Here is a 23656-nt window from a genome sequence, read left to right on the forward strand (position 1 = left end):
CTCAGGCCGTTTCGAAGTCGATGATGCCGCGAATGTTCAGCCCGGCGCGCATGTCCGCGTAGCCGGCGTTGATCTCTTCGAGCGTGTACCGGTGCGTGATCAGCTCGTCGAGCTTGAGCTGTGACCGCAGGTACATGTCGAGGAGCCGCTGCACCTCGCGCCGCGGGGCACCCATGCCGTAGAGCACCCCCTGGATCCGCTTCTGGTACATCGACAGCTCGAACAGGCGGACAGGGATGCCGACTGTGTCCATGCTCCCGGCGGCGGTCACCGCCACGGTGCCCGCCTTGCGGATCCCCGCGAACGCGCGCTCGATCTGGGTGCCGTCCACCACCCCGGTCGTGATCACCACCCCGTCGGCGCCCTGGCCGTTCGTGAGCGACCGGGCCAGGTCGATGGCCTCGTCCATGGAGGTGAAGAAGTGGTGCGCGCCGAACTCTAGCGCTTTGGCCCGTTTGCTCGCGACCAGGTCGACCGCGATGACGTCGGTCGCGCCGGCGTGGCGCGCGCCTTGCAGCGCGTTCGCGCCGACGCCCCCGATGCCCATCACGATGACCGTGTCGCCGGGCTGTGTGGCGAGGGCGTGCACCGCCGATCCCCACCCGGTCGGCACGCCGCAGCCGACCAGGCACGCCACGTCGAGCGGGGCGTCGGCCCGCACCTTGATGCATGACTGCTGCGCGAAGACGTTATAGGTGGCGAAGGTCCCGAGGCCGCCGCTGCGCGAGATGGGCACGCCGTCGGCGAACATCCGGAAGGTGCCGTCGGCCATGGCGCCGGTGCCGAAGCGCATGCCCGCGTCGCAGAGGTTGGGCTGCCCCGACGCGCACCAGCGGCACTGCCCGCAGGCGGGCACGAACGACGTCACGACATGGTCGCCGACGGCGAGGCCGACGACGTCCGGCCCCACGGCCTCGACGACGCCGCTGCCCTCGTGGCCACCGTTGATCGGGGTGGGCATCGTGAAGTCACCCGTGGCGATGTGGTCGTCGGAGTGACAGAGACCGGCGTACGCCATCCGGACGAGGACCTCGCCCGACTTCGGCGGCTCGAGATCCACATCGACGATGTCCCACTTGCCAGGTTGACTGCGGAGTACGGCTGCTCTGGCGTACATGCTCACGATGCCTCTCGAACGTGTCTGTCTCTCAAAAGGGGCCGCCCGGGGGACGGTAGGGTCTGCGGTGGGCGGCGGGCTCGACTGTCCCGCAATGCGACATCGGCCGACTGGCCTCCAGTCGGCCGCCTACGCACCGGTGAACTGCGCGCGCCGCCGCTCGGCGAACGCGGTGACACCTTCACGGAAGTCGGCACTCGCGGCAAGCACCCGCTGACCTGCCTCCTCGGCCTCGAACGCCTGTTCCAGCTGCCCGATCGAGAGCAGGTTGAGCACCTTCTTGGTCTGCGCGTAGGCGAGCCCGGGGCCGCGACCGAGCCGGTCGACGACGTCGGCCACCGCGGCGTCGAGCCCGTCGTCGGGGTGCACGCTCGTCACGAGGCCCCAGCTCTCGGCCAGCTCCGCCTCGATCCTGTCCGCGAGCAGCGCGATGCGCATCGCCCGGGTCCTCCCGACCGTCGCGGCGAGCAAAGCCGTCGCTCCGCCGTCGGGCATGAGGCCGATCCTGGTGAAGGCGAGGGTCAGTGACGCCGACCGGGCGAGCAGGGCGAAGTCGCACGCGAGGACGAGGGACACCCCCAGCCCCGCCGCGAGGCCGTGCACGGCCGCGACGACGGGCACCCGGGCGTTCGTGATCGACCGGATCAGGCCGGAGGCCGCCTCGACCAGCACCTGGTCGTCGGCGCGGATGTCGGCGCCCGCGCAGAACGCGCGGCCCTGCCCGGCGATCACGATGACGCGGACAGCGGGATCGGCGCCGTGCCGGTCGATCGCCTGGGTGAGTGCGGTCAGCAGGGGTTTGTCCACTGCGTTGAGCACGTCGGGCCGGGCGAGCTCCAGCCGCACCGCGGCACCCTCGATGCGGGTCACGAGTCCCACGTGCTCCACCACGTCGCCTCCCCTTCCATGCGGTACGGCCGACCGGCCGGCCTCGGTCGGATCCAACCGGTGGGATGGTGACACGGAGGAAGGTGTCGCGTTGTGCGACAGCGGAGCGAGAGGGGCCGTGCCGCCGGAGGACGGCGTGCTTCACCTTGTTTCATTTCAGGACAGGCGTTCGGGCCGCCGAGAGCAGCCCACATACCGTGCCCGGGGGCCGTTGTCGGCTCGGCTCGTGAGGGCCGTCGGCGGCCCGCTCTGACGGTATCGAGTGGAGGACACGGATGGCCCTGACCGAGGACACCTATGACGTCGTGATCGTCGGTGCCGGATTCGCCGGGATGTGTGCCCTGCAGCGTGTCCGGTCACAGGGCATGACGTGCCGCGTCTTCGAGGCGGGCGACGACGTCGGGGGCACCTGGTACTGGAACCGCTACCCGGGGGCGCGCTGCGACGTGGAGGGCCGCTTCTACTGCTACTCCTTCGACGACCGGATCAGCCACGACTGGACCTGGTCCGAACGCTACCCGGCACAGCCGGAGATCTACGACTACGCCCGCTACGTCGCCGACGAGTTCGACCTGCGCAAGGACATCACGTTCGGTACGCGCGTCGTCGGCGCGCGGTTCGACGAGGACACCGACAGCTGGACGTTGCGGACCGACGGCGGCGCCGACGCCCGGGCCAGGTTCCTGCTCCTCGCCGTCGGGTGCCTCTCGACCTCCAACGTTCCCGAGCTCCCCGGCATCGCGGGCTTCGCCGGACGGACCTTCCACTCAGGACAGTGGCCCCGCGAGCCCGTCGATTTCGCCGGCCGCAGCGTAGCGGTCATCGGCACGGGCTCCTCAGGCGTGCAGCTCGTGCCGCAGCTCGCCGAACAGGCCGAGCGGCTCTACGTCCTCCAGCGGACGCCGAGCTTCAGCGTTCCCGCTCGGAACCGCAAGCTCGGCGACACCGAGCAGATCGGGACGAACCCTACGGTGCGTGCCGAGCGCTATCAGGCACCCCAGACCCGCACCGGCATCGTGTACCACGGCCTGGACCCGCGCAACGTCGTCGACGTCAGCGCCGGCGACCGCGAGGAGCAGCTCCGGTGGGCGTGGACGGAGGGCGGCGCCGGCTTCATGCAGGCGTTCGGCGACATCGGCCGCAACGAGGAGTCCAATGGCTACGTCGCGGACTTCGTCCGGGACCGGATCCGCGAGTACGTGATCGACCCGGCGGTCGCGGAGCGCCTTTGCCCCACCGACTACCCGATCGGCGCGAAGCGCATCTGCGTCGACACGGGCTACTACGAGACCTACAACCGGGACAACGTCGAGCTCGTCGACCTCCGCGCGGAACCGATCCGAGGCTTCACGCCGGACGGCATCACGGTGGGCGAGCGGACGCTGGACGTGGACGACGTCGTCTTCGCGACCGGGTACGACGCGATGACCGGCTCGCTCACCAGGATGGGGATCGAGGGGCGTGACGGCCTCCGGCTGGCCGACGCGTGGGCCGCGGGACCGGCGACCCATCTGGGCCTCGGGGTGGCAGGCTTTCCCAACATGCTCGTGATCGCCGGGCCGGGGAGTCCTTCGGTGCTGGTGAACATGATCGTCGCGATCGAGCAGCACGTCGCCTGGATCGGCGACCTCCTCGAGTACATGCGCGCGAGCGGGGCCACCCGGTTCGAGGTCACCGCGCAGGCCCAGGACAGCTGGGTACGGCACGTGAACGAGGTCGCCGCCGGCTCACTTCTCACCCGGGCCGCGTCGTGGTACGTCGGGGCCAACATCCCGGGGAAGCCCCGGATCTTCATGCCCTACGCCGGCGGCCTCCCCGCCTACACCCAGCGGATCGCCGACGAGGTCGCGGCAGGCTATCCGGGACTGGTGTTCGACGGGGTCCCGGGTGCGGTCGTCGCGACGGGCGCCGAGCGGACGTGATGGTCTCCCGACCGTGTCCGATAACAGGACAGGTCCAGGCGCCCGTCGGGGCCGGGCGGTGAGCATGGTGCGCCGGTGCGCCGGACCGGACCCGGTCGTTGCCCTGGCGCATCGACGCCGCCGTCGCCGAAGGAGCTGTGAATGACAGAGCAGGCATCGTCGTTGCTGTCCTGCCGGGGGATGACGGCGGGTTACAACGGGCTGGCCGTGGTCTCCGACATCGACCTCACCGTCCGGGCCGGTGAGGTCGTCGCCCTCGTCGGGGCCAACGGTGCCGGCAAGACGACCACTCTGCGGGCACTCGCGGGGCTCAGGCGTCCGCAGGGCGGCGAGGTCGCCTGCCTCGGTTCGACGCGCTTCGAACCGTTGCACCGGCGAGCCCGGCGTGGGCTGGCACTGGTCGCCGACGACCGCTCTGTGCTCGCCACCCTCACCGTGCACGAGAACCTGCGCCTCGGTCTCGGTCCCACGGAGGAGGCGCTGTCGTACTTCCCGGAGCTGCGGCCGCTCCTGCGCCGCCGGGCGGCGCTGCTCTCCGGTGGCGAGCAGCAGATGCTCAGCCTCGCGCGGGCCCTCGCGGCGTCGCCGTTGCTGCTCCTGGCCGACGAGCTCTCCCTGGGACTCGCCCCGCAGGTGACAGCCCGCCTCCATCGCGCGCTTCGTGAGGCGGCCGACCGCGGGGCCGGAGTCCTCGTCGTCGAGCAGAAGGTCCGCCTCGCCCTCGCCACCGCCGACCGGATCTACGTCCTCAAACACGGCCGGGTCGTGCGCGAGGGCACGAGCGCCGACCTCGCCCAGAACATGCAGTCGATCGAGGAGGAGTACCTCGGGTCGTCCGGCCCCGCGCCGGAAGCGGTCCGGTGAGTACCTCGCGATTCCGCCCACCCGGTCGAACCGGGCTCACTCGGGAGTACTGACACGACATGGAAGTCATCCAGTTCGCGATCCTCGGGCTCGGGGTCGGCGGCATCACCGCCCTCTCCTCCCTCGGCATCGTCCTCATCTACCGCAGCACCGGCGTCGTCAACTTCGCCCAGGGCGCGGTGGGACTGATCGGTGTGCTCGTGTTCGTCGCGGTCCGCCCGACGCTCGGCACCCTGCTGGCGGGGATCGCAGGCATCCTCACCAGCGCGGCCATCGGCGTGATGATGCAGGTCGCCGTGCTCCGGCCGCTCCGCAACGCGACCCAGCTGATGCGGACCATCTCCACCCTCGCGGTCCTGGTCATCCTGCAGGCCGTCGTGTCCTTCGTGTTCGACGTGCCCATCGTTCCGGTCGAGGGCTTCCTCCCGGTCTTCGACTTCAGCATGTTCGGCGCCCGGATGCCCTCCGACCGGGTCCTGATCTTCCTGATCGCGTGTGTGCTGACGCTGGTCCTGTGGCTGATCTATCGTTACACCGCCTTCGGGCTGCGGAGCTCGGCGGTGGCGGAGAACGTGCAGACGGCGTCGGTCTACGGCATCTCGGTCGAGCGTGTGGCGATCGCGAACTGGGCCATCGGCAGCGGTCTCGCGTGCCTGGCGGGACTGTTGCTGGTGCCGATCACGGGCCTCACCGCCGACGGACTCACCTTGCTGGTGGTTCCGGCTCTCGCCGTGGCGCTGCTGGGCGGGTTCAGGTCGTTCCCCCTCACCCTGATCGGCGGCATCGTGCTCGGCGTCGTCCAGTCCGAGGTCGGCCAGTATGTTCCGGTCCCGGGCCTGACCACGGCGGTCCCGTTCATCTTCATCATGCTCGCCCTGCTGCTGCGGGGTGATCGTATCTCCTTCAAGGCACTCGCCGGGCAGCGCTTCCCGAGCGCGGGCAGCGGGAAGGTCAGCGTCCCGACGGTCCTCGCGTGGATCGGCGTCGCGCTCGTCGCGGTCTGGTTCCTCCTGCCCGACGTGTGGGTGTACGCCGCCATCGTGTCGGTGGCCGCGGCCACGGTCCTGCTGTCCCTCGTCGTCATCACGGGGTACGCGGGCCAGCTGTCCCTCATGCAGTACACGCTCGCCGGCCTGGGCGCTCTGGTGGCGGGGAACGTCTCTGCTCACCTGCAGGCCCCCTTCCTGGTGAGCCTCGTCGTCGCCATGCTGGTCGCGCTGCCGATCGGGCTCTTGGTCGGCCTCCCCGCAGTGCGGGTCCGGGGGGTCAGCCTCGCGGTGGTCACGATCGGTCTGGCGGTGACGGTCGAGGCGCTCGTGTTCAGCAACGAGCAGCTCAACGGCGGTTTCGGGGGGCTGGAGGTCGATCCGCCCACGGTCTTCGGCCTCGAGGTCGACGCCCTGCTGAGTCCCCAGCGCTACTTCACCGTGTGCCTCCTGGTGTTCACCCTGCTGGCGCTGGCGGTGACCAACATCCGCCGAGGGAGCTCGGGACGGCGCCTTCTCGCGGTCCGGACCAACGAACGGGCGGCGTCGGCGATCGGCATCAACGTGGCCGCGTCCAAGCTGTACGCGTTCGTCGTGGGCTCGGCGATCGCTGCGGCTGGCGGCGTCCTCCTCAGCTTCCGGAACTCACGCCTGCTCTTCGAGCACTTCTCGCCGGCGGTGTCCACCAACGCTGTCGCTGAGTCCGTCGTCGGCGGTGTCGGCTGGGTGGCGGGACCGCTGCTCGGCGCGCAGATCGAGCCGGGCAGCCTGCTTGCCACCGTGCCCAACCAGCTCTTCGGTGACTCCAACAAGTGGCTGAACCTGATCCTCGGCCTCCTGCTGCTTCAGATGATCCTGACCAACCCGGACGGGCTGGCGTCGATCAACGCCAAGCTCTGGCGTGCCCTGCGCAACCGCCTGCGGCGGGGACGGCCCGCCGCTGCCCCGACGCTGGACCTGTCGACGATGGTCATGCCGGGGCACGTCCGACGCGAGCCGGCCGAGCTGGTGGTGGAGGGGCTCACCGTCCGCTTCGGGGGCAACGTCGCCGTCGAGAGGGTCGACCTCACGGTGCGACCCGGCCAGATCCTCGGTCTCATCGGGCCGAACGGGGCGGGCAAGTCCACGGTCATCGAGGCGGTCAGCGGCTTCGCACCCGCTGCGGCGGGCTCGGTGCGGCTCGGCGGACAGTCGCTCGACGACGCTTCCCCGCATGTCCGCGCCCGTCGCGGGCTCGCTCGGACCTTCCAGTCCCTGGAGCTGTTCGAGGACATGACCGTCCTGGACAACATTCGCGCCGCCGCCGACCGGCACCGCTGGGTGCCGCTCGTGGCGGATGTCGTCCGGCCGGCCCGCCGCACGCTCTCCGAACCGGCCATCGCCGCGATCGAGCAGTTCGGGATCGCCCCGCATCTCGACGAGACGCCGGCGGACCTGCCGTTCGGGATGCGCAGGCTCGTCGCGATCGCCCGCGCCTTCGCCCCCGATCCTCAGGTCCTGCTCCTCGACGAGCCTGCCGCGGGCCTGGGCGATGTCGAGAAGGCAGAGCTTGGACGCCTGCTGCGCGACCAGGTCCGCGCCGGCCGGGTCGGCATCCTCCTCGTGGAACACGACATGGATCTGATCATGAGCGTGTGCGACGAGGTCGTCGCCCTCGAGAGCGGCAAGGTCATCGCCACCGGCAGGCCGGAGGAGATCCGCAACGACCCGGAGGTCGTCCGCGCCTACCTCGGCGTCGAGCAGCCCGTAGGCGTCGGTGACTAGCGAAGCGACGAGGTAGCTGGATGATCAAAGTCGCAAATGCGCGTCGAAGTACTCGCGCCCGGCGGTGGACGTCGAGAACCTGGATCTGGTCGATATTGCCGACTGGGCGACTGCAGGGAAGGATTCGATATCTCGTCTGCATATCGTCATACCTCTTTGAATCGATCCAGTAGGGATTCAGATGCGGTGGAGTGGGAGGTGTCTCGGTAACGAGGGGATTAATACGCGCACCATGCCGGACTCCCGATCGAAGTTCCCGCTGGTGGAAATGTGGACGCACATTTCGGTTTCGACCAACAGAAGCGAGCCGTTGATGTCGTCGCAGGCGAATATCCCGAGGAGCATCCGATCAATATCGGGAGACTCCAACCATGACGCCAGATGCCAGATGAGCTGAGGGATTGTGGTTATCGCCATGGACCCATACGAGATGGCGGTCGGTGACGCCGAGTCCCCGAGGCTGGAAAGCACGAGAGGCAGGATGTGATGGCAGAACGAATGCAGGACAAGGTCGCACTGATCACCGGGGCTGCACGCGGTCAGGGGCGCTCGCACGCCCTAGCATTTGCGCAGGAGGGGGCTGACGTCATTGCGGTCGATATCGCGGGACCTATCCGTAACCTCCCCTACCCGCATGCGACCGCGGAGGACCTCGCCTCCACGGTGGCGCAGGTCGAGGCGTTCGACCGGCGGATCGTTCCCATCGAGGCCGACGTGCGGAACCTGGACATTCTGCGTGAACGAGTGCGAGCTGCCGTCAACGAGTTGGGTGGGCTGGACGTGGTCGTGGCCAATGCCGGAATTTGCATCCCCGCCGCGTGGGATGCAGTGACCGAGGAGGTCTTCCGCGACACGCTCGACGTCAACACCGTCGGAGCGTGGAACACCGTCATGGCAAGCGCCCCGCACCTGATCAAGCGCGGCGGCGGATCGATCGTACTGGTCAGCTCGGTGGCCGGACTCAAGGTGGTGCCGTTCATGGTGAACTACACAGCAAGCAAGTTTGCCGTGACGGGGATGGGCAAGGCGTTCGCCGCGGAGCTGGGCATGCACGGCATCCGCGTGAACACGGTGCACCCGGGCGGCGTGCCTACCCCGATGACCGCGGAAGGCACCACGATGCAGATCATCGCGGACGCAGCGCGGCTGAACCCACGCATCGCCGGGATGATGGGCGATTTCCTGCCGGTCGACGGACAGGAGCCGGAGGACATCTCCGCTGCGGTCCTGTTTCTGGCCTCGGACGACTCGCGGAACGTCACTGGCCAGGCGCTCGCCGTCGACGCAGGAGCGACCCAGTACTGACTGACCAGGCGTCGCCACGTACTCACTTCGCTCGTCACGCTGCGATGGGCCGGTCACGTGACCGGCCCATCAGTAGTTGGCGGCGCTGAGGTCCAGGCCGAGCGCCCGCATCTTGCGGTACAGGGTCGAGCGGGCGACCCCGAGCTGGACGGCGGCCTGCCGGCGGTTCCCGCCCGCGTCCCGGAGTGCTCTGAGTATGGCCTCGACCTCGGCCTGTTCCATGCCCCCGAGGTCCCGCCGGGCGGCGCTCGCCCGCAGCGCGGGTGGGAGGTCGTCGAGCGAGACCCACGAGCCGTTGCGCTTCTGGAGCAGGGTCCTGACCAGGGACCGCAACGCGGTCAGGTTTGTCGGCCACGGGGCCCGGTGGAGGAGCTGCAGGGCCTCGGGGGACCACACCAGCTGTGTGACCCGGCCGCCCAGCTCGGTGCCGAACGCATCCAGCAGGGCCGGCAGGTCCTGCAGCCGATGGCGCAGGGCCGGGACCCCGACCCGGACCACGTCCCAATCCGCGAACGTCGCCGCGGTCCGCACGCCCTCGTCGGTGCCGGTGTGCTCTTGAAGGCGAGCGGTGAGGATGACCTGGACGGATAGGCGGTCGAGCCGGGTCAGCAGTGCCGAGCATCGGCTCAGGTCGTCGCCCTCAAGCGCTTGGGCCCCGTCCAGGACGAGCACCGGAGGCAGCTCGTCGTCGGGAGTGCCCTCGAGCCGGGCGAGCTCCTGTGGACCCGGGGCTACGACCTCGATTGGCCGTCCGGCCGCGCACGCACGGGCCAGGCTGTGGGCGACCGCGGATCGGCCGGCCCCCCGCTCGCCCACGACGAGGAGCGGCTGCCCGGCACTGACCGCCGCCAGCGCCTCGGCGCAGAACCTCCGCCAGGCCGGACTCGCCCCGACCAGGCCCTCGAGCGTGGGGGGCGACGGAGAGAGGCGCGCATGACCCGTGGCCGTGCTGATCATGGAGGTCCCGGTCCGCTGCATCCGCAGCCGGACCAGCGCGCCGATCGGCGCGTCCCCGTCGAGCACGGGGGAGAACCGGGCCAGGACCGCGTGCTCGGCGCCCTCGGGCGCCAGCACGATCTCCTGCTCCCCATGCTCAGCGGCCGAACGGGAGGCGATCTCCCAGAGAAGCGGCTGGCTCGCGGTGCCGATCGACCGGAACGCCGCGGCGTTCCCGATGACCGTCTTCTCGTTGATCACCAGCACGGGATGGCGAGAGTCCCTGACGGCGGCCATGTAGGCGTCGAACAGGATGTGGTCCGGCCGGGAGAGGGCGGCCCTCAGCTGTTGTTCGATCAGGGTGACGAGGTCTCGCACCCACTGGAGCAGAAGTGCATTCGTGTCGCGGAAGTCGAGCGACAGGCTGAGCGTCCCGATGATCCGCCTGGTCAAGGGGTGTCGGATCGGGGCAGCCGCGCTGCTCATGTGGGCCGCGTCGTCGGCGAAGTGCTCGGGGCCTGCGACGAGTATCGGGGCACCGGTGAGAAGGGCGCAGCCGCTGGCGTTCGTGCCGATCGTGCTCTCCGCGGTGCTGAACCCGGGGATGACCGATCGACGGTCGAGCCGCCGCTCGAACTTGCTGTCTCCGACCCAGCGGCGCAGCAGGCAGCCGACCTCGTTCGTCAGGGTCAGACCCCAGTGCATCCCGCTGATCGTCTCCAGGCGCCCCGCCACGACGGCCTCGCTGGCCTTGACCAGCTCGCCGTCGGTGGAGGTACCCGCCATGCGGGTCAGCCGGACCGTGTCGCTACGCAGCCCGTAGGTGGCGGACCGGACCCAGGACGCATAGATCTCCGGTCGGACGATCGTGGCATCAGGGATCTCATCGTGTTCCAAGAAGGACTTCCGCGCGCCGGCGATCGCCTCCGCCCGTTGCGTGAGCCCCAGCATGTCCGAACCTCCGCCGTTGGAAAGCCGCTTGACAGACTAGTGTCGGTGGGTCGTGGTTGCCATCGTCGCCCGTGCAGCGCCCGGCTCCGACCCCCGGCCTCGCTGCCAGGATAGCCGCACGCAACGGTGAGGGCCTCGATCATCGCGGACACGTGACCGTGCGCGGGACGCTCCCGGAGTGTGCACGATGTTCACATGACGGGGCAGGTGGAGGGCGATCCCGGCCGCTGCGGCGCCGCGGCCGGTTGTCCCAATTCGAGACAGGACGTCGAGGACGTCGAGACCCGCCTGCGACGTTGGGGTTTCCCGGTGTGGTCGACCGACCCCGACGAGTGTGAGGCACGGACATGTCAGCCTTGGATGTTGCCGCCGCTGTGGCGAACAGTCGGCGGGCACCCGGCGAGCGAGCCCATGACTGGCTACTGCGGCACGCCGCCGCTTACGCCGGCGGCGAGCCTGCCGAGGCGGATCTCGACACCGCGCGGGCGTTGATGCGGGAGCTCCACCGCGCCGGGCTCCTCGGCGTCACGTGGCCGACGTCCGCCGGCGGAGCGGGGGCGAGCGAGGACGACGAGCGGGCGATCGTCGCGGAGCTGTCCCGGTACCAGCTGCCGTTGCGGCCCTTCCGGGTCGGGCTGGGGACGGTCGGCCCGACGATCGTCGACATCGGCACCGAGAGCCAGCGTGCCCGGCTCTGTCCCGGGATCCTGGCGGGCGAGCACGTGTGGTGCCAGCTCTTCTCCGAGCCCGAGGCGGGTTCCGACCTCGCCGGCCTCCGCGCCCGGGCCGTGCCGGTCGACGGGGGGTACCGGGTTGCCGGCCGCAAGGTGTGGACCTCCGGTGCCGAGACCGCGAGCCACGGCGCGCTGCTGGCCCGGACCGACCCTGATCGGTCGAAGCACCGCGGGCTCACGATGCTCATGCTCGACATGCGGCAGCCCGGCGTGACGGTGTCGCCGCTGCGGGACATGTCGGGACGGACGCACTTCAACGAGGTGCTGCTCGAAGACGCGTTCGTCCCCGACGACATGGTCCTCGGCCGTCCCGACGACGGCTGGGCCGTGGCGTCGCGGATGCTGCAGCACGAGCGGGTCGCCGTCGCGCGGGGCGTCGGTCGCGACGGAGCCGAGACGCGATCCGTCTCCTTCGCCAACGTCCTGCGGCTCCATCGGGAGCACGGTGACCCCAGGGCGGACGTCCGAGCGGACCTGGTGGCGCTGTTCGTCGGCGAGCACCTCGTCGACCTGCTGAAACTGCGGATGAGCCAGGAGGCCGAGGCGGGTATGGACCTGGGTGCACGCGAGTCCATGGCCAAGCTCCTCCTGGGGCGCCAGGACATCGAGGCAGCCCGGTCCGCCGTGCGCATCCTCGGTCCGACGGCGGTGTTCGACGGCGGCGACGCGGACAGCCGCGCCCTCATCCTCGCGGTGACGAGCTCGCCGTCCCTCTCGATCGCGGGCGGCACCGAGGAGATCCAGAAGAACATCGTCGGCGAGCGGATCCTCGGCCTGCCCCGGGAGCCCAGCACCCAGCAGGGGAGGACCTTCCGCGAGATCATCGCCGAAGGACGTGCGATCGGAGGCGGTAACTGATGGACCTGCTGCTCACGTCGGAGCAGGAGCAGCTGCGAGCTGCTGCTCGGGCCTTCCTGGCGTCGCACGGAGCTCCCAGCGCCGACCGGGCTCCTGGCTGTGACCCGGCGTCATGGCTCCGGTCGTGCCGCGAGCTCGGGTTGGCGGGGCTGCTGGCCGCCGGTGAATGGGGCGGGAGCGACGCCGGACTGCGCGAGGCCGCCCTCGTCATGCAGGAAGGCGGTGCCGTGCTCGACACGAGCCCGCTCCTGTCCACCAGCCTGGCGATGGCGGCGCTGCGCGCGGTGGGGGAGACAGCCGGCGGGGCCTGGGTGGCAGATGCCGTCGACGGCAGGCGCCGGGTCGCCCTGCTGCTCGCGACCCGGGCGGACCGCGACACCATCGTGCTCACCGCGGCGTCGGAGAAGGGGCCGGCGCGCGTCGATGCGCGGGTGTCCGGCGTACTCGACGCCGTCGACGCGGACTTCTTCGTCGTGCTCGGCGCTCTGGCCGATGGTCGTCCCGGGGTGGGGCTGGTGGACGCGGACGAGCCGGGCGTCCGCCGGGACCCCCTATCCGGCCTCGATCTGACCCGCTCCTTCGCGCGGGTCGAGATCACCGGAGCGGCGGCTCACGTGGAGGCCGTGTCACCACCGGTCATGGACGACATCCGGAGCCGCCTGGACACCCTCGTCGCCGCCGAGCTGGTGGGGGTGATCCGGCACTGCGTCGAGGCGTTGGGCGCGTACGTCAACACCAGGGTCGCCTTCGGCCGGACGATCGGCTCCTACCAGGGCGTCAAACACCAGCTCGCCGACATGTACTGCACCTTCGAGCTCGCCGATACCGCCGTGCGGGCCGCGGCCGCGGCCATCGACGACAGCGAGCCCGATGCCGCCCTTGAGGCCGCCGTGGCGCTGCACAAGGCGACGAACTCGGCACTCGACGTCACCGCGGAGTCGCTGCGACTCTACGGCGGCATCGGTTACACCTGGGAGCATGATGCCCACCTGTACTTCCGACGCGCGCGCGTCGACGCGGTCCTGCTGGGTCGACCGGAAGCGCAGGCGCGCCGACTCGCCGCGCTGCTGTCGGTCTGAGGGACCCACCGGCGAGGAGGCCGCGCAGTGAGCGAGGCGACCGGGCGGGTCGTGCTCGTCACCGGGGCGGGTCGAGGAATCGGCCGGGCGGTCGCGATGGCCGCGCTCCGGCGCGGCGACACCGTCCACGCGACCTTCCGCAAGGCGGCGGATCGTGAGGACTTCGAGGCCGTCGCACCCGGGCGCGCCCACGGCTGGATCCTCGACATCGCCGAGGAGGCCGCGGTCGCCCGGGTCGTGGGTGAGATCGAGTCCGCCGCAGGACGGATCGACGTCCTGGTCGGCTGCGCGGGCTTCTGTCGCGCCGGCCTTTTCGAGGAGACCTCGCCGACGGAGCTTCGTGCTCATCTCGAGGTGAACCTCCTCGGCTCCGCGTCGGTCATCCGTGGGGTGCTGCCCGGAATGAGAGCCCGTAGGGCGGGGAGCATCGTCCAGATCACATCGATGAGCGGCATGATCACCATGCAGGGCCTCGCCGCCTACCAGGCGAGCAAGTTCGGTCTCGAGGGTCTCGTCGAGTCCGTCGCGCGAGAGGTCCGACCCTTCGGGGTTCGAGTGACCGCCGTCGCTCCGGGCGGCTTCCGGACTGACATGCTGGGGTCCGCCCTTGTGGGACGGCAACAGCCGATCGACGACTACGACGACATGGCGGCGGCGGTCCACTCCGCCCGGGCCGACTACGACGGCGCCCAGCTCGGCGACCCCGAGCTGGCGGCCGCCGCCGTGCTCCGGCTCGTCGAACCGGGGACCCGCGCGCCGATGCACGTGCTTCTGGGCTCCGATGCGATGGATCTCGTGCGCACCTCCCGCGCCCACCAGACCCGAGACTTCGCGGAGTGGGAGTGGCTGACCCGTTCCACCGACGGCGTCTGACGGCGGGCCGCCGCGCCGGTGATCCGGGGCGACGGCGTCGACCAGCTACGGCATCGGCGTGGTTGTCCTGATGTGGGACACCGGGCCTCCGGCGTCGGCGGTCGTCCTTAGTGTTCGCGCTCGTCGGGGCCGGCGCCGAGATCGGGGTCGGGCATGCCAGGCGGCTTTCACCGCAATCGTCAGAAAGGGGTTGTTCCGATGAAGAGACAACTCGGCAAAGTCGTGGTGTCCTGTGCCGCAGTCGGCCTCGCGTCGCTGCTCACCGCCTGCTCGGGTGGCGGGGGTGACTCGACTGCTTCCGCCGGCGAGACGATCAAAGTCATGGCAATGGGCCAGTTCGTCTCCCCGGGCCTGCAGCAACCGGAGGGGCGCGACGCCGCACAGGCCGCGGTCGACTCGATCAATGCGGCGGGCGGCATCAACGGCAAGCAGATCGACCTCATCATCTGCAACGACAAGCGCGACCCGAACCAGGCTGCTCAGTGCGCGCGGGACGCGGTGTCGCAGAACGTCGTCGCTGTGATCAGCGCGAGCATCAACTTCTCGGACCAGGTCCTGCCGGTGCTGCAGCGGGCCGACATCGCCTATCTCAAGGCCGCTCCCACCGGACCTGACGAGTACTCCAACGACGACTCGTTCCCCCTCACCGGGGGAACCCTTTCCGACGCCGGGTCGGCCGGGATCGCGATGAGGACGGAGGGCTGTGTGAAGCCGGCCACGATCGCCTCGCCCGCGACCTCCTCGCAGTTCGTCGGTAAGGCGTACGGGTGGGGGTACCAGAGTGCCGGCGGCGCCCCGATCGACATCAACCTGACCGTTCCTCTGAACTCCCCCGACTACGCCCCCACGATCGCGTCGCTGGAGAGCCAGGGCATCGACTGTGTCGGCGTCGCCTTCGCTCCCACCGACATGCTCAACATGGGCAAGGTGATCAGCCAGACCAGCTCCACGATCAAGGTCTTCTCGATCATCGGCATCTCCCCGGAGGAGGTCACCAGCGCTTACGCCAAGGACGGCGTCGCGCTGACCATCGGCTCCGCGTACCCGCCGCTGGCCGACACCACGTTCACCGGGCTCGACGAGTTCCGCACGGATCTCGCCGCGAAGAACGTGCCGGTCAACGGCGTCTCCATCCAGGGGTACCTGGGGTTCGAGGTGTTCCAGACCGTCGCCGCTGCGATGACCGGGCCGATCACCGCCGAGTCGTTCAAGCAGGCCCTCGAGGGCTCGACGGCCGTCCAGGTGCTGGGGCTGGAGCCCATCGACTTCAGCAAGGAGCTGCCCGTGCAGGGCTACAACCGGGTGTTCAACCCGAACGCCTACCTGCTCCAGGTGCGCGACGGCAAGGTCGTCGTGGCTGGGCCGCCCGTCGACACCACTCCCGTGTTCTCGTTCATCAAGCCTTGATCGGCGTCATGCACAACGATGACGCGCTCGAGCATCTGGAGGACCGGTGACCGAGGCATCGACCATGTCCGTCACCGACGACGTCGCGGTGATCACTCTCAACCACCCGGACCGCCACAACGCCTGGACGGACGCGATGGGCGAGGCATACTTCGCCCACCTCTCCCGCTGCGACGCCGACCCGACGATCAGGGTCGTGGTGGTCACCGGCGCGGGTAGCTCCTACTGCGTCGGTGGTGACTTCGCCGAGCTGGAGGCGATCTCTGCTGACCGGTCGCTCGGCGAGGACGAGGTGCGCCACCGCAGGCACGCCGAGGCGGCCGCCCTTCGGGTGCCGGTGATCGCCGCGATCAATGGAGCGTGTGCCGGGATCGGACTGGTGCAGGCGATGTGGTGCGATGTCCGCTTCACCTGCTCCCGGGCGAGGTTCTCGACGGCCTATGCGCGCCGGGGGCTGCCCGCGGAGCAGGGCCTGTCCTGGCTGCTCACTCGCTCAGTGGGTGTCGGCCGGGCGGCCGACCTCCTGCTCTCCGGACGGACATTCGACGGTGCCGAGGCGGGCGCCCTCGGGCTCGCCACGGTGGTCGGGGACAGCGGGGCCGACGTCACCCGGCACGCCCTCGACTACGCCACCGACATCGCCCGCAACTGCTCGCCCGCCGCGCTGGCGGCGATCAAGCGGCAGCTCTGGTCCGATCTGGACCGCGCGAGCGGCCCCGCGATCGCCCGGAGCGAGGAGCTGACGGCCGAGCTCGTGGCAGGCGACGACTTCGCCGAGGGCGTGCGCGCCTTCGGCGAGCGGCGCACTCCGCGGTTCGACCGGGCACCGAAGGGATACACGGGATGATTCTTCCCGCGGACACCTCGATGCGTTGCAGGGAGCAGTGACGACATGCCATTCACCATCGCCCAGGCCTTCAGGGAGTGCGCGGTCGCCGGGCCCGACGCGCCGGCGCTGACCGACGGCACCCGGACGCTGACCTTCCGCGAGCTCGACGAGCGGTCCGAGCGGGTCGCCAACGGCCTGCTGGCGCACGGGGTCGCTCACGGCCGGCGAGTGGCCTACCTCGGCCGCAACAGCGTCGAGTTCTTCGAGCTGCTGCTCGGGGCGGCGAAGATCGGCGCCGTGTTGGCACCGCTGAACTGGCGACTCACCCGAGACGAGCTCCATGCCCTCATCGCGGACGCCGACGCCGGCTTCGTCCTGGTCGACGAGGACTTCCGGGACGGCGTGCCCGCCGACCGCGTGACGGTCGCGCGCCAGAAGGAGTTCGCCGAGTGGCGGGACGAGCAGCCGGCGCGGCGCGTCGAGCAGGCCCTCGGCATCGACGACGTCGTGATCCAGCCCTACACCTCGGGCACCACGTCCCTGCCGAAGGGGGTGCTGATCAGCAACCGCAACTACCGCGAGTACCTCCGGGTGCGGCCCTCGTTAGAGATCGACTCCACGTCCGTGCTGCTGGCCCCGATGCCCTGCTACCACGTCGGAGGGAGCACCTGGGCGCTGTTGGTGGTGCTCAGCGGTGGCCTGCTCGTCGTCACGGAGGCGTTCGATCCCGTGGAGCTGATGACCACGATCGAGCGGCTGCGGGTCACCAACGTCTCGCTTGCCCCGACGATGATCACGATGATGGCCGAGCGGACGGCGGACCACTCGATCGACCTGTCCAGCCTGCGCTGCGTCGTCTACGGGGGCCAGCCGATCACCGGTCGGAGTCTCGCTCGGGCCCATGCGCTGCTGGGCCCCCGGCTCGTGCAGCAGTACGGGATGACCGAGTGCACGGGGCCGGCCACCCAGCTCGCCGCCGGGGACCACTACGGCGACCGGGCCGCGTCCGCCGGACGACCCTACGACTGGGTCGAGATCGACATCCGGGACGTCGCCACCTTCGAGCCGGTGCCTACCGGGTCCGAGGGCGAGGTGTGGGCGCGGTCGGCGCAGTTCACCTCCGGGTACTGGAACCGCCCGGAGGAGACGGAGCGGCTCCTCGGGCCCGGCGGCTGGATCCGGACCGGCGATGTCGGCTATGTCGACGCGGACAGATTCCTCTTCATCACCGACCGGATCAAGGACATCATCATCACCGGCGGGGAGAACGTGTTCCCCGGGCACGTGGAAGCGGCCTTCCGAGGCCACGAGGCCGTCCGCGACATCGCGGTGATCGGCGTCCCCGACGACCGGTGGGGCGAGGCGATCCTCGCGCTCGTCGTACCCGAGCCGGACAGCGACGTCACGGCCGAGGCACTGGTCGAGTGGGGCCGGGCACACCTGCCCGGATTCCAGCGCCCGCGGCGGGTCGAGCTCGTCGAGGAGCTGCCGCGCAACGCCGTCGGGAAGCTGATGCGCAAGGAGATCCGCGCACCCTTCTGGGCCGGGCAGACGCGAGCGGTCGGATGATCAAGGTGCGTCCCCGCGCCTTCCGCGATGAGTGAGGTTGGTATGGATTTCGAGTTCACCCCGGAGCAGGTGGAGCTTCGTGCGGAGTTGGAGGGGTTCGTCGATGAGCGGTTGCCTCCGTGGTGGGGTAGCGGGATCTTCGGTGAGCATCAGGACGGGTTCATCCCGGCCACGGTGGAGTTCTGCAAGGAGATGGCCGAGCGGGGCTGGCTGACCATGTCGTGGCCGTCGGAGTACGGCGGTCTGGACTCGGATCTGTGGTCGCAGATGGTGTTGCGTGAGGTGATGTGGGGCCGGGGTGAGCCGCGTGGCCCGCAGTACATGAACCTGAACTACATCGGCCCGATGATCATGCGGTTCGGGAGCGAAGAGCAGAAGGCCCGGCATCTGCCGGCGATGGCCCGCGGTGAGGTGTTGTGGACCCAGGGGTTCTCCGAGCCCGGTGCCGGTTCGGACCTGGCGTCGTTGAGTACCCGGGCCGAGGACCGGGGCGATCATTTCGTGGTCAACGGGCAGAAGATCTGGAACAGCTACGCCGCGGCCCCCGCGGACTGGTGCCTGCTGCTGGTGCGGACCAACCCTGACGCGCCCAAGCACCGTGGTATCTCGGTGCTGCTGGTCGACATGACCACGACCGGGGTGACGGTGCGGCCGATCGAGTCGATGGCCGGCTACGGGGAGATCAACGAGATCTTCTTCGACGACGTGGTGGTGCCGCGGGAGAATCTGGTCGGCGAGCAGGACCAGGGCTGGCCGATGATCGTGTTCGGGCTGTCCTTCGAGCGCACCGGTATCGCCAACCACGCCCGCGCGCTGGCCACCATCCAGAGGCTGGTCGAGTACGTGCGTAAGACCGAGGTCGACGGCCGCCCGCTGGCCCAGGACCCGCACGTGCGCACAGCGATCGCTCGCCTGTACTGCGACTACCGGGCCGCCAGGCTGACCAGCTACCGGATCGTCTCCATGGTCGAGAACGGGCAGGACCCGCAGGCGGAGGCGTCGATCGCGTGGGTCTACGGGACCCGGGCTGCGCAGAACGCCGCAGTCGCAGGCATGGAGATCATCGGCCCGCGCGCCCAGCTCGGCACCTCGGAGCACACCGCGCCGGTCAGCGGGCTCATCGCGCGGGAATGGCTGGAGACCATCCCCTGGTCGATCGTGGTCGGCACCGTCGACATCCAACGTTCGATCATCGCCCAGCGCGGCCTGGGCATGCCGAAAGCGAGCTGACCATGGACCTGATGCTCACTGCAGAGCAGGCCGAGCTGCAGAACACTGCGCGACGCTACGCCGAACGTAACCTGGCCTTCCAGCACGAGCCGGGAGCAGCCCCGGCTCGCCCGGCCATCGAGACGATGCGGGCCATGGCCGAGCTCGGATGGACCTCGCTGGGGATTCCCGAGGACGAGCACGGCGCCGGTGGCGGGGTCCTCGAACTCTGCTTGGTGCTCGAGGAACTGGGTCGCGTCGGCGCCATCACCCCGCTCGCGTCCACCGCGACCGTGGTCCTCCCGATGATCGCGGCAAGGGTGAACGGATCGGATCCGCGCCTGCGCGAGGCGGCAGACGGCACACTGATCGCCACACTCGGCCTCCTCGACGACGGCGCTCGCGACGAATGGGAATCCTCGGCTGCCCTGTGCGCCCGGCGAGACGGTGACGGATGGTTGGTCGACGGCCGGATCGGTCTGGTTCCGTGGGCTGTGTCGGCGGGGCTGGTCGCGCTGCGCTGCGAGCTCGACGAGGCCGGACCGGCCCTGGTGTTGCTGCCGACCGACCGGTCCGGGGTCGTGGTCACTGCCCAGGAGGCGATCGGTCCGGAGCCGCGCGCGTCGGTGTCGCTGGCCGGTGTCCGAATCAGTGGCGACGACGTCCTCGCTTCCGGACCTGATGGCGCCGAGCTCGTCGTCAGCACGCGGGACATCGCCACGGTGCTGCAGACCGCCTGGGCTGTCGGCGCCGCCGAGGCCGCGCTCGGTCTTTCGGTCGAGTATGCAAAGCAGCGCGAGCAGTTCGGCCGGGCGATTGCCACCTACCAGGCCGTCAGCCACCGCTGTGCGGACATGCGGATGGGTATCGACGCGCTGCGGCTGATGATCTGGGAGACGGCCTGGGCGATCGACCACGGCCGGTCGGAAGTCGTGGAGCTGGTGGCGTCGACGAAAGCCTTCGCCGACGACGTCTTCGGCCTCACCATCGTTAACGCGCACCAGGTGCACGGCGCCATCGGCTACTCCATGGAATATCCGCTTCAGCACTACACGCGGATCCTCAAGACAGCCCAGCTCGAGCTGGGCGGTCCGGGCCGCCAGCTGGAGCGGATAGCGATCAGATTGGGGCTGTGACGGTAGCGACTGCATTCTCCTGACCGCGAGCCCCAGGTGTGCTGTCCGGGGACGTTGGTCGAGCTGGAAAGCGTGTGACGACACGCTCTGATTGATCTTGCTGGGTGAGGACCTCTCGGAGCGGTGTGGAGCTGTCTGACGGCATCCGCCCCGACTCCGGGAGGTTCTCGTGCTCCACGCTAACGCGGCGCTGACCCCACGTGCCCGATTGCGCCTGGCGCGTCTGATCGTCGAACATGGCTGGCCGGTGTCCCAGGCGGCGGCCCGGGTCCAGTTGTCCTGGCGCACCGCCAAGCGATGGGCCGACCGGTACCGCACTGAGGGCCCCGCCGGGATGGTCGACCGTTCCAGCCGCCCCCGCCACAGCTCGAACAAGACTCCCGAGCCGGTCAAGCGGAAGACGGGACTGCCCAGGGTTCGGTTGACTCCAGACCTGTGAGGACGTGTTCCTCGCTGGAAGGATCGTCATCGTGCCCAAGCCGTTCCCGAAGGAGTTCCGCCGCGACGTGATCGCTGTCGTCCGCGAGGGCGACCGGTCCGTGGCCGAGGTGGCTCGCAGCTTCGGGATCTCGAAGTCCTGCCTGCAACGATGGCTCAAGATCGCCGACCAGGAAGACGGCGTCACCCCCGACGCCCCGCAGGAGCCGGCGACGGCCGGCCAGGCCGAGCTTGAGGCGGAGAACCGCGAGCTGCGCAAGCGGGCGAAGCAGATCGCCGCTGGTCGACCGACGGCACCTACCAGCGGATCTTCGACCGGGTGCTCGCACACCAGGACCAGGCCGGGCGGCTGGACTGGCTGCTCTCGGTCGACTCGACCCTCGTGCGCGCCCACCAGCACGCCGCGGGCGCGCCGGCGAACCACACAGGGGGCACGGTCGAATGACACGATCCCCGAACCCGACGATCATGGTGTGGGTCGTTCCCGAGGCGGACTGACCACGAAGATCCACGCCCTGGTCGACGGCGAGGTGCATCCGGTCGCACTGCTGCTCTCCCCGGGGCAGGCCGGTGACAACCCGCGACTGGTGCCGCTGCTCGAGCACCTCGCCACGGCCGGCCACCGGCCCGCGCATCTGCTCGCCGACAAGGCCTACAGCCACCCCTCGACCCGGCGGCGGCTGCGGCAGCGCCGGATCCGCCACACCATCCCCGAGCGTCGTGACCAGGTCGAACACCGCAAGGCGAAGGGCTCATCCGGTGGTCGGCCGCCGAAGTCCGACGCCGAGCCCTACCGGCAGCGCAACACTGTCGAGCGCAGCTTTGGCCGGTTCAAGCAGTGGCGCGGGATCGCCACCCGGTATGACAAGTACGCCCGCACTTACTTCGGCGGTGTCCTCCTTGCCGCGGTCGTCATCCACGCCCGCCTCGGTTAAGAGACACGCTCTAGCAGCCGGAGGTCGTCCTCGATCACGCGGACATCGGTGGTGAGCGCTCGGGCCCGACGAGCCAGACGCTGTAGAGACTGGATCCGGATGCGGGTCTCGGTCGTCGCTGGTGCGCTGGCGCAGGCTTTGGCAGGCGTCGAGGAGCTTCGCGATCGAGCGGCCTCGCAGTCGAGCTCGCAGCGTGTCCTCGGCGGTGAGGACCAAGTCGCGCAGCTGGTTGAGCACCGCGGTGCGGTGGCCGACGGCACGGTCACGTTCGACCAGCAGCAGCCGTGCCGCCTCGCGGGCTCCGTCGGCCCGAGGATCGTGGACCCGCTCGGGGGCCAGGGCGGAGCGAGCGGCGTGCAGCGCGTCCATGGCGTCGCTTTTGCCGTGGCGTCGTGCCCGGCGGGTCGGCCTGTCGACTTCGACGATCGCGGCCTCGGCGGCGCGCAGGGCCCGCCCCAGGCCCGCGCCGTGGCTGCGGGCGCCCTCGATCGCCCAGAGCAGTCGAGGCCCGGGCGCGTGCTGATCGGCCCAGGCCATCAGCTGCCGGTAGCCGGCGGCGTCGGCGGTGACGACCAGGGTGTCGAGGTGGCGCCCGACCGGATCGGTCAACGCGGCGGTGTGGGGCGCGGTGGGTGTCCACACCGACGACGGCGTCGACGGTGTGGTCAGAGCTGATGATGTCGGTGGCGGTCAGTGCCTGCTCCCTCGTCGAGTGGGCCGGACCCGGTGGGAAGCACCGACGGGGCGAATCTGTGATGGGGCACGCGTGTGCGGCCAGGCTCCTGATCAAGCCACGCGATGCTCGGGTCCGGTGCCGGCAGCGTGGAGGGCACGTCATTATAAGGCACGTCCGAAGACGGCCGGATATACCGCGAGCCACTCGCCGCTGCCGGCACCGACCCTGGCAGAACCCTCCCGGGGTTGCCGCGCTCGACCCTCACAGATTTACCCGCTGGTCCTCGATCTCGCCGCCGACAAGATCCCCGTCGCGGTGACCTGCCGGGTGCTGGGCTTTTAGCAAGCAGGCCTTCTACAAGTGGCGGGCCAAGCCCGTCTGCGACCGGGACTACGACGACGCGCATCTGATCAACGCCGCCGTCGATGTGCACCACGACGATCCCGAGTTCGGGTACCGCTTCATCGCCGACGAGCTCACCGACCAGGGCTGGAGGGCATCGCGCAACCGGGTGAACCGGCTCTGCACGCTCCAGCAGCTGTGGTCGGTCCACGCCCGCAGACGCGGCTCGCAGCGCCGGCCAGGGCCTCCGGTGCACGACGATCTCGTGGGCCGCGAGTTCACCGCGCAGGCCCCGGACCTGTTGTGGTTCACCGACATCGAGCGCCACGAGGCGCCGCTGAACCGAGTAAAGGTGGGAGACCTTCACTGCCGTGTCGTCGTAGCGGCGCGGTGAAGCTGGGGGCAGCCTGATCCGGGAGTCGCCGGTGAGGGTGGAAGCAGCCCCGACAACGACGAGGCGTCCCGGTACTGCCAGACGGGGCGGGCTCGGCAAGCGAGACGGAAAGGCGCAGGTGAGGAACCAGCGGCTGAACGCCCCTCAAGGGACCCTCCAGCTCGAACCTGGCGGATCTGGGCTGGTTTGCAACGCGCACCCGTGCGACGGCGAGCAGGACCGCCTGTCGCCCGGGGAACTCCTGGGCTGGGTGATGTCGCTGGTCGGGAGGCCACGGTGAAGTCTGCGGCGTAGCCGTGGCGATGTTGGCGATGTTGCAGGGGCATTTCTGGGCGCCGACCCCGTCGATCGGATCAGCAGTGAACGTGGGAACCATCCCGATGGTGAACCGTCCTGGGTCTGCGTGAGGCTGACGTTCAGGCCACCGCACCCTGTTGGGCGATG

At 69.9% G+C, this 23656-nt stretch carries 15 protein-coding genes and 5 pseudogenes; 16 read left to right on the forward strand and 4 right to left on the reverse strand.

Annotated elements, in window-relative coordinates:
- Position 1 precedes the first annotated feature (1 nt).
- Together ABD993_RS26650 and ABD993_RS26655 are read right to left on the reverse strand one after the other, a co-directional pair.
- Positions 2-1117: an NDMA-dependent alcohol dehydrogenase gene (locus ABD993_RS26650; RefSeq protein ID WP_345424206.1), complete on the reverse strand. Its 1116-nt coding sequence runs from the start codon at positions 1115-1117 to the stop codon at positions 2-4.
- 129 nt (positions 1118-1246) lie between these two features.
- Positions 1247-2008 (reverse strand): enoyl-CoA hydratase-related protein, encoded by a 762-nt coding sequence (locus tag ABD993_RS26655; protein ID WP_345424209.1) that lies wholly within the window; start codon positions 2006-2008, stop codon positions 1247-1249.
- Between the two features lie 272 nt (positions 2009-2280).
- Here ABD993_RS26655 and ABD993_RS26660 point away from each other — a divergent pair, with 272 nt between their 5' ends.
- The 4 genes from ABD993_RS26660 (at position 2281) to ABD993_RS26675 (ending at position 8846) form a co-directional block, all read left to right on the forward strand.
- The gene (locus tag ABD993_RS26660; RefSeq protein WP_345424211.1) at positions 2281-3927 is read left to right on the forward strand and encodes a flavin-containing monooxygenase; all 1647 of its coding nucleotides are present in this window, start codon (positions 2281-2283) and stop codon (positions 3925-3927) included.
- Between the two features lie 141 nt (positions 3928-4068).
- Positions 4069-4791 (forward strand): ABC transporter ATP-binding protein, encoded by a 723-nt coding sequence (locus ABD993_RS26665; protein WP_345424214.1) that lies wholly within the window; start codon positions 4069-4071, stop codon positions 4789-4791.
- Between the two features lie 59 nt (positions 4792-4850).
- Positions 4851-7541, forward strand: a complete 2691-nt coding sequence (locus tag ABD993_RS26670) for an ABC transporter permease subunit (RefSeq protein ID WP_345424217.1) — start codon at positions 4851-4853, stop codon at positions 7539-7541.
- A 498-nt stretch (positions 7542-8039) separates the two neighbouring features.
- Positions 8040-8846 carry a mycofactocin-coupled SDR family oxidoreductase gene (locus tag ABD993_RS26675; RefSeq protein ID WP_345424220.1) on the forward strand — a complete coding sequence of 269 codons (807 nt, stop codon included), beginning with the start codon at positions 8040-8042 and terminating at the stop codon, positions 8844-8846.
- A gap of 69 nt (positions 8847-8915) precedes the next feature.
- Here the strand turns inward: ABD993_RS26675 and ABD993_RS26680 are convergent, their stop codons facing one another.
- Positions 8916-10733, reverse strand: coding sequence for a sigma-54-dependent Fis family transcriptional regulator (locus ABD993_RS26680; protein ID WP_345424223.1), 1818 nt, complete (start codon positions 10731-10733; stop codon positions 8916-8918).
- Positions 10734-11107: 374 nt separating this feature from the next.
- Between ABD993_RS26680 and ABD993_RS26685 the strand changes: the two genes are divergently transcribed.
- The 11 genes and pseudogenes from ABD993_RS26685 to ABD993_RS26730 all read left to right on the forward strand — a co-directional run.
- Complete coding sequence (locus ABD993_RS26685; protein ID WP_345424226.1) at positions 11108-12325, forward strand: acyl-CoA dehydrogenase family protein; 1218 nt, start codon at positions 11108-11110, stop codon at positions 12323-12325.
- Positions 12325-13404 carry an acyl-CoA dehydrogenase family protein gene (locus ABD993_RS26690; protein WP_345424228.1) on the forward strand — a complete coding sequence of 360 codons (1080 nt, stop codon included), beginning with the start codon at positions 12325-12327 and terminating at the stop codon, positions 13402-13404. The genes ABD993_RS26685 and ABD993_RS26690 overlap by 1 nt, the downstream gene beginning before the upstream one ends.
- Positions 13405-13431: 27 nt before the next feature.
- Positions 13432-14277 carry an oxidoreductase gene (locus ABD993_RS26695; protein ID WP_345424230.1) on the forward strand — a complete coding sequence of 282 codons (846 nt, stop codon included), beginning with the start codon at positions 13432-13434 and terminating at the stop codon, positions 14275-14277.
- A 321-nt stretch (positions 14278-14598) separates the two neighbouring features.
- Entirely contained in the window at positions 14599-15684 is a 1086-nt protein-coding gene (locus ABD993_RS26700) for an ABC transporter substrate-binding protein (protein WP_345424233.1), read from the forward strand.
- Between the two features lie 46 nt (positions 15685-15730).
- The gene (locus ABD993_RS26705; protein WP_345424235.1) at positions 15731-16531 is read left to right on the forward strand and encodes an enoyl-CoA hydratase-related protein; all 801 of its coding nucleotides are present in this window, start codon (positions 15731-15733) and stop codon (positions 16529-16531) included.
- 45 nt (positions 16532-16576) lie between these two features.
- On the forward strand, positions 16577-18082 hold the full coding sequence (locus ABD993_RS26710) for a class I adenylate-forming enzyme family protein (protein WP_345424238.1): 1506 nt from the start codon (positions 16577-16579) through the stop codon (positions 18080-18082).
- Positions 18083-18124: 42 nt separating this feature from the next.
- Complete coding sequence (locus tag ABD993_RS26715; RefSeq protein ID WP_345424241.1) at positions 18125-19312, forward strand: acyl-CoA dehydrogenase family protein; 1188 nt, start codon at positions 18125-18127, stop codon at positions 19310-19312.
- A gap of 2 nt (positions 19313-19314) precedes the next feature.
- On the forward strand, positions 19315-20427 hold the full coding sequence (locus ABD993_RS26720) for an acyl-CoA dehydrogenase family protein (protein WP_345424244.1): 1113 nt from the start codon (positions 19315-19317) through the stop codon (positions 20425-20427).
- A gap of 169 nt (positions 20428-20596) precedes the next feature.
- Positions 20597-20827, forward strand: a pseudogene (locus tag ABD993_RS26725) (helix-turn-helix domain-containing protein); the annotation flags it as partial.
- Between the two features lie 70 nt (positions 20828-20897).
- Positions 20898-21119, forward strand: a pseudogene (locus ABD993_RS36915) (transposase); the annotation flags it as partial.
- Positions 21120-21142: 23 nt separating this feature from the next.
- A pseudogene (locus ABD993_RS26730) lies at positions 21143-21800 on the forward strand (IS5 family transposase); the annotation flags it as partial.
- 270 nt (positions 21801-22070) lie between these two features.
- On the opposite strand, the pseudogene ABD993_RS36920 reads toward ABD993_RS26730, so the two are convergent.
- A pseudogene (locus ABD993_RS36920) lies at positions 22071-22442 on the reverse strand (IS110 family transposase); the annotation flags it as partial.
- A 292-nt stretch (positions 22443-22734) separates the two neighbouring features.
- Between ABD993_RS36920 and ABD993_RS26740 the strand changes: the two are divergent.
- Positions 22735-23146: pseudogene (locus ABD993_RS26740) on the forward strand (IS3 family transposase); the annotation flags it as partial.
- Positions 23147-23656 lie beyond the last annotated feature (510 nt).

This window comes from Pseudonocardia xishanensis (genome assembly GCF_039541715.1).
GTDB lineage: Bacteria > Actinomycetota > Actinomycetes > Mycobacteriales > Pseudonocardiaceae > Pseudonocardia > Pseudonocardia xishanensis.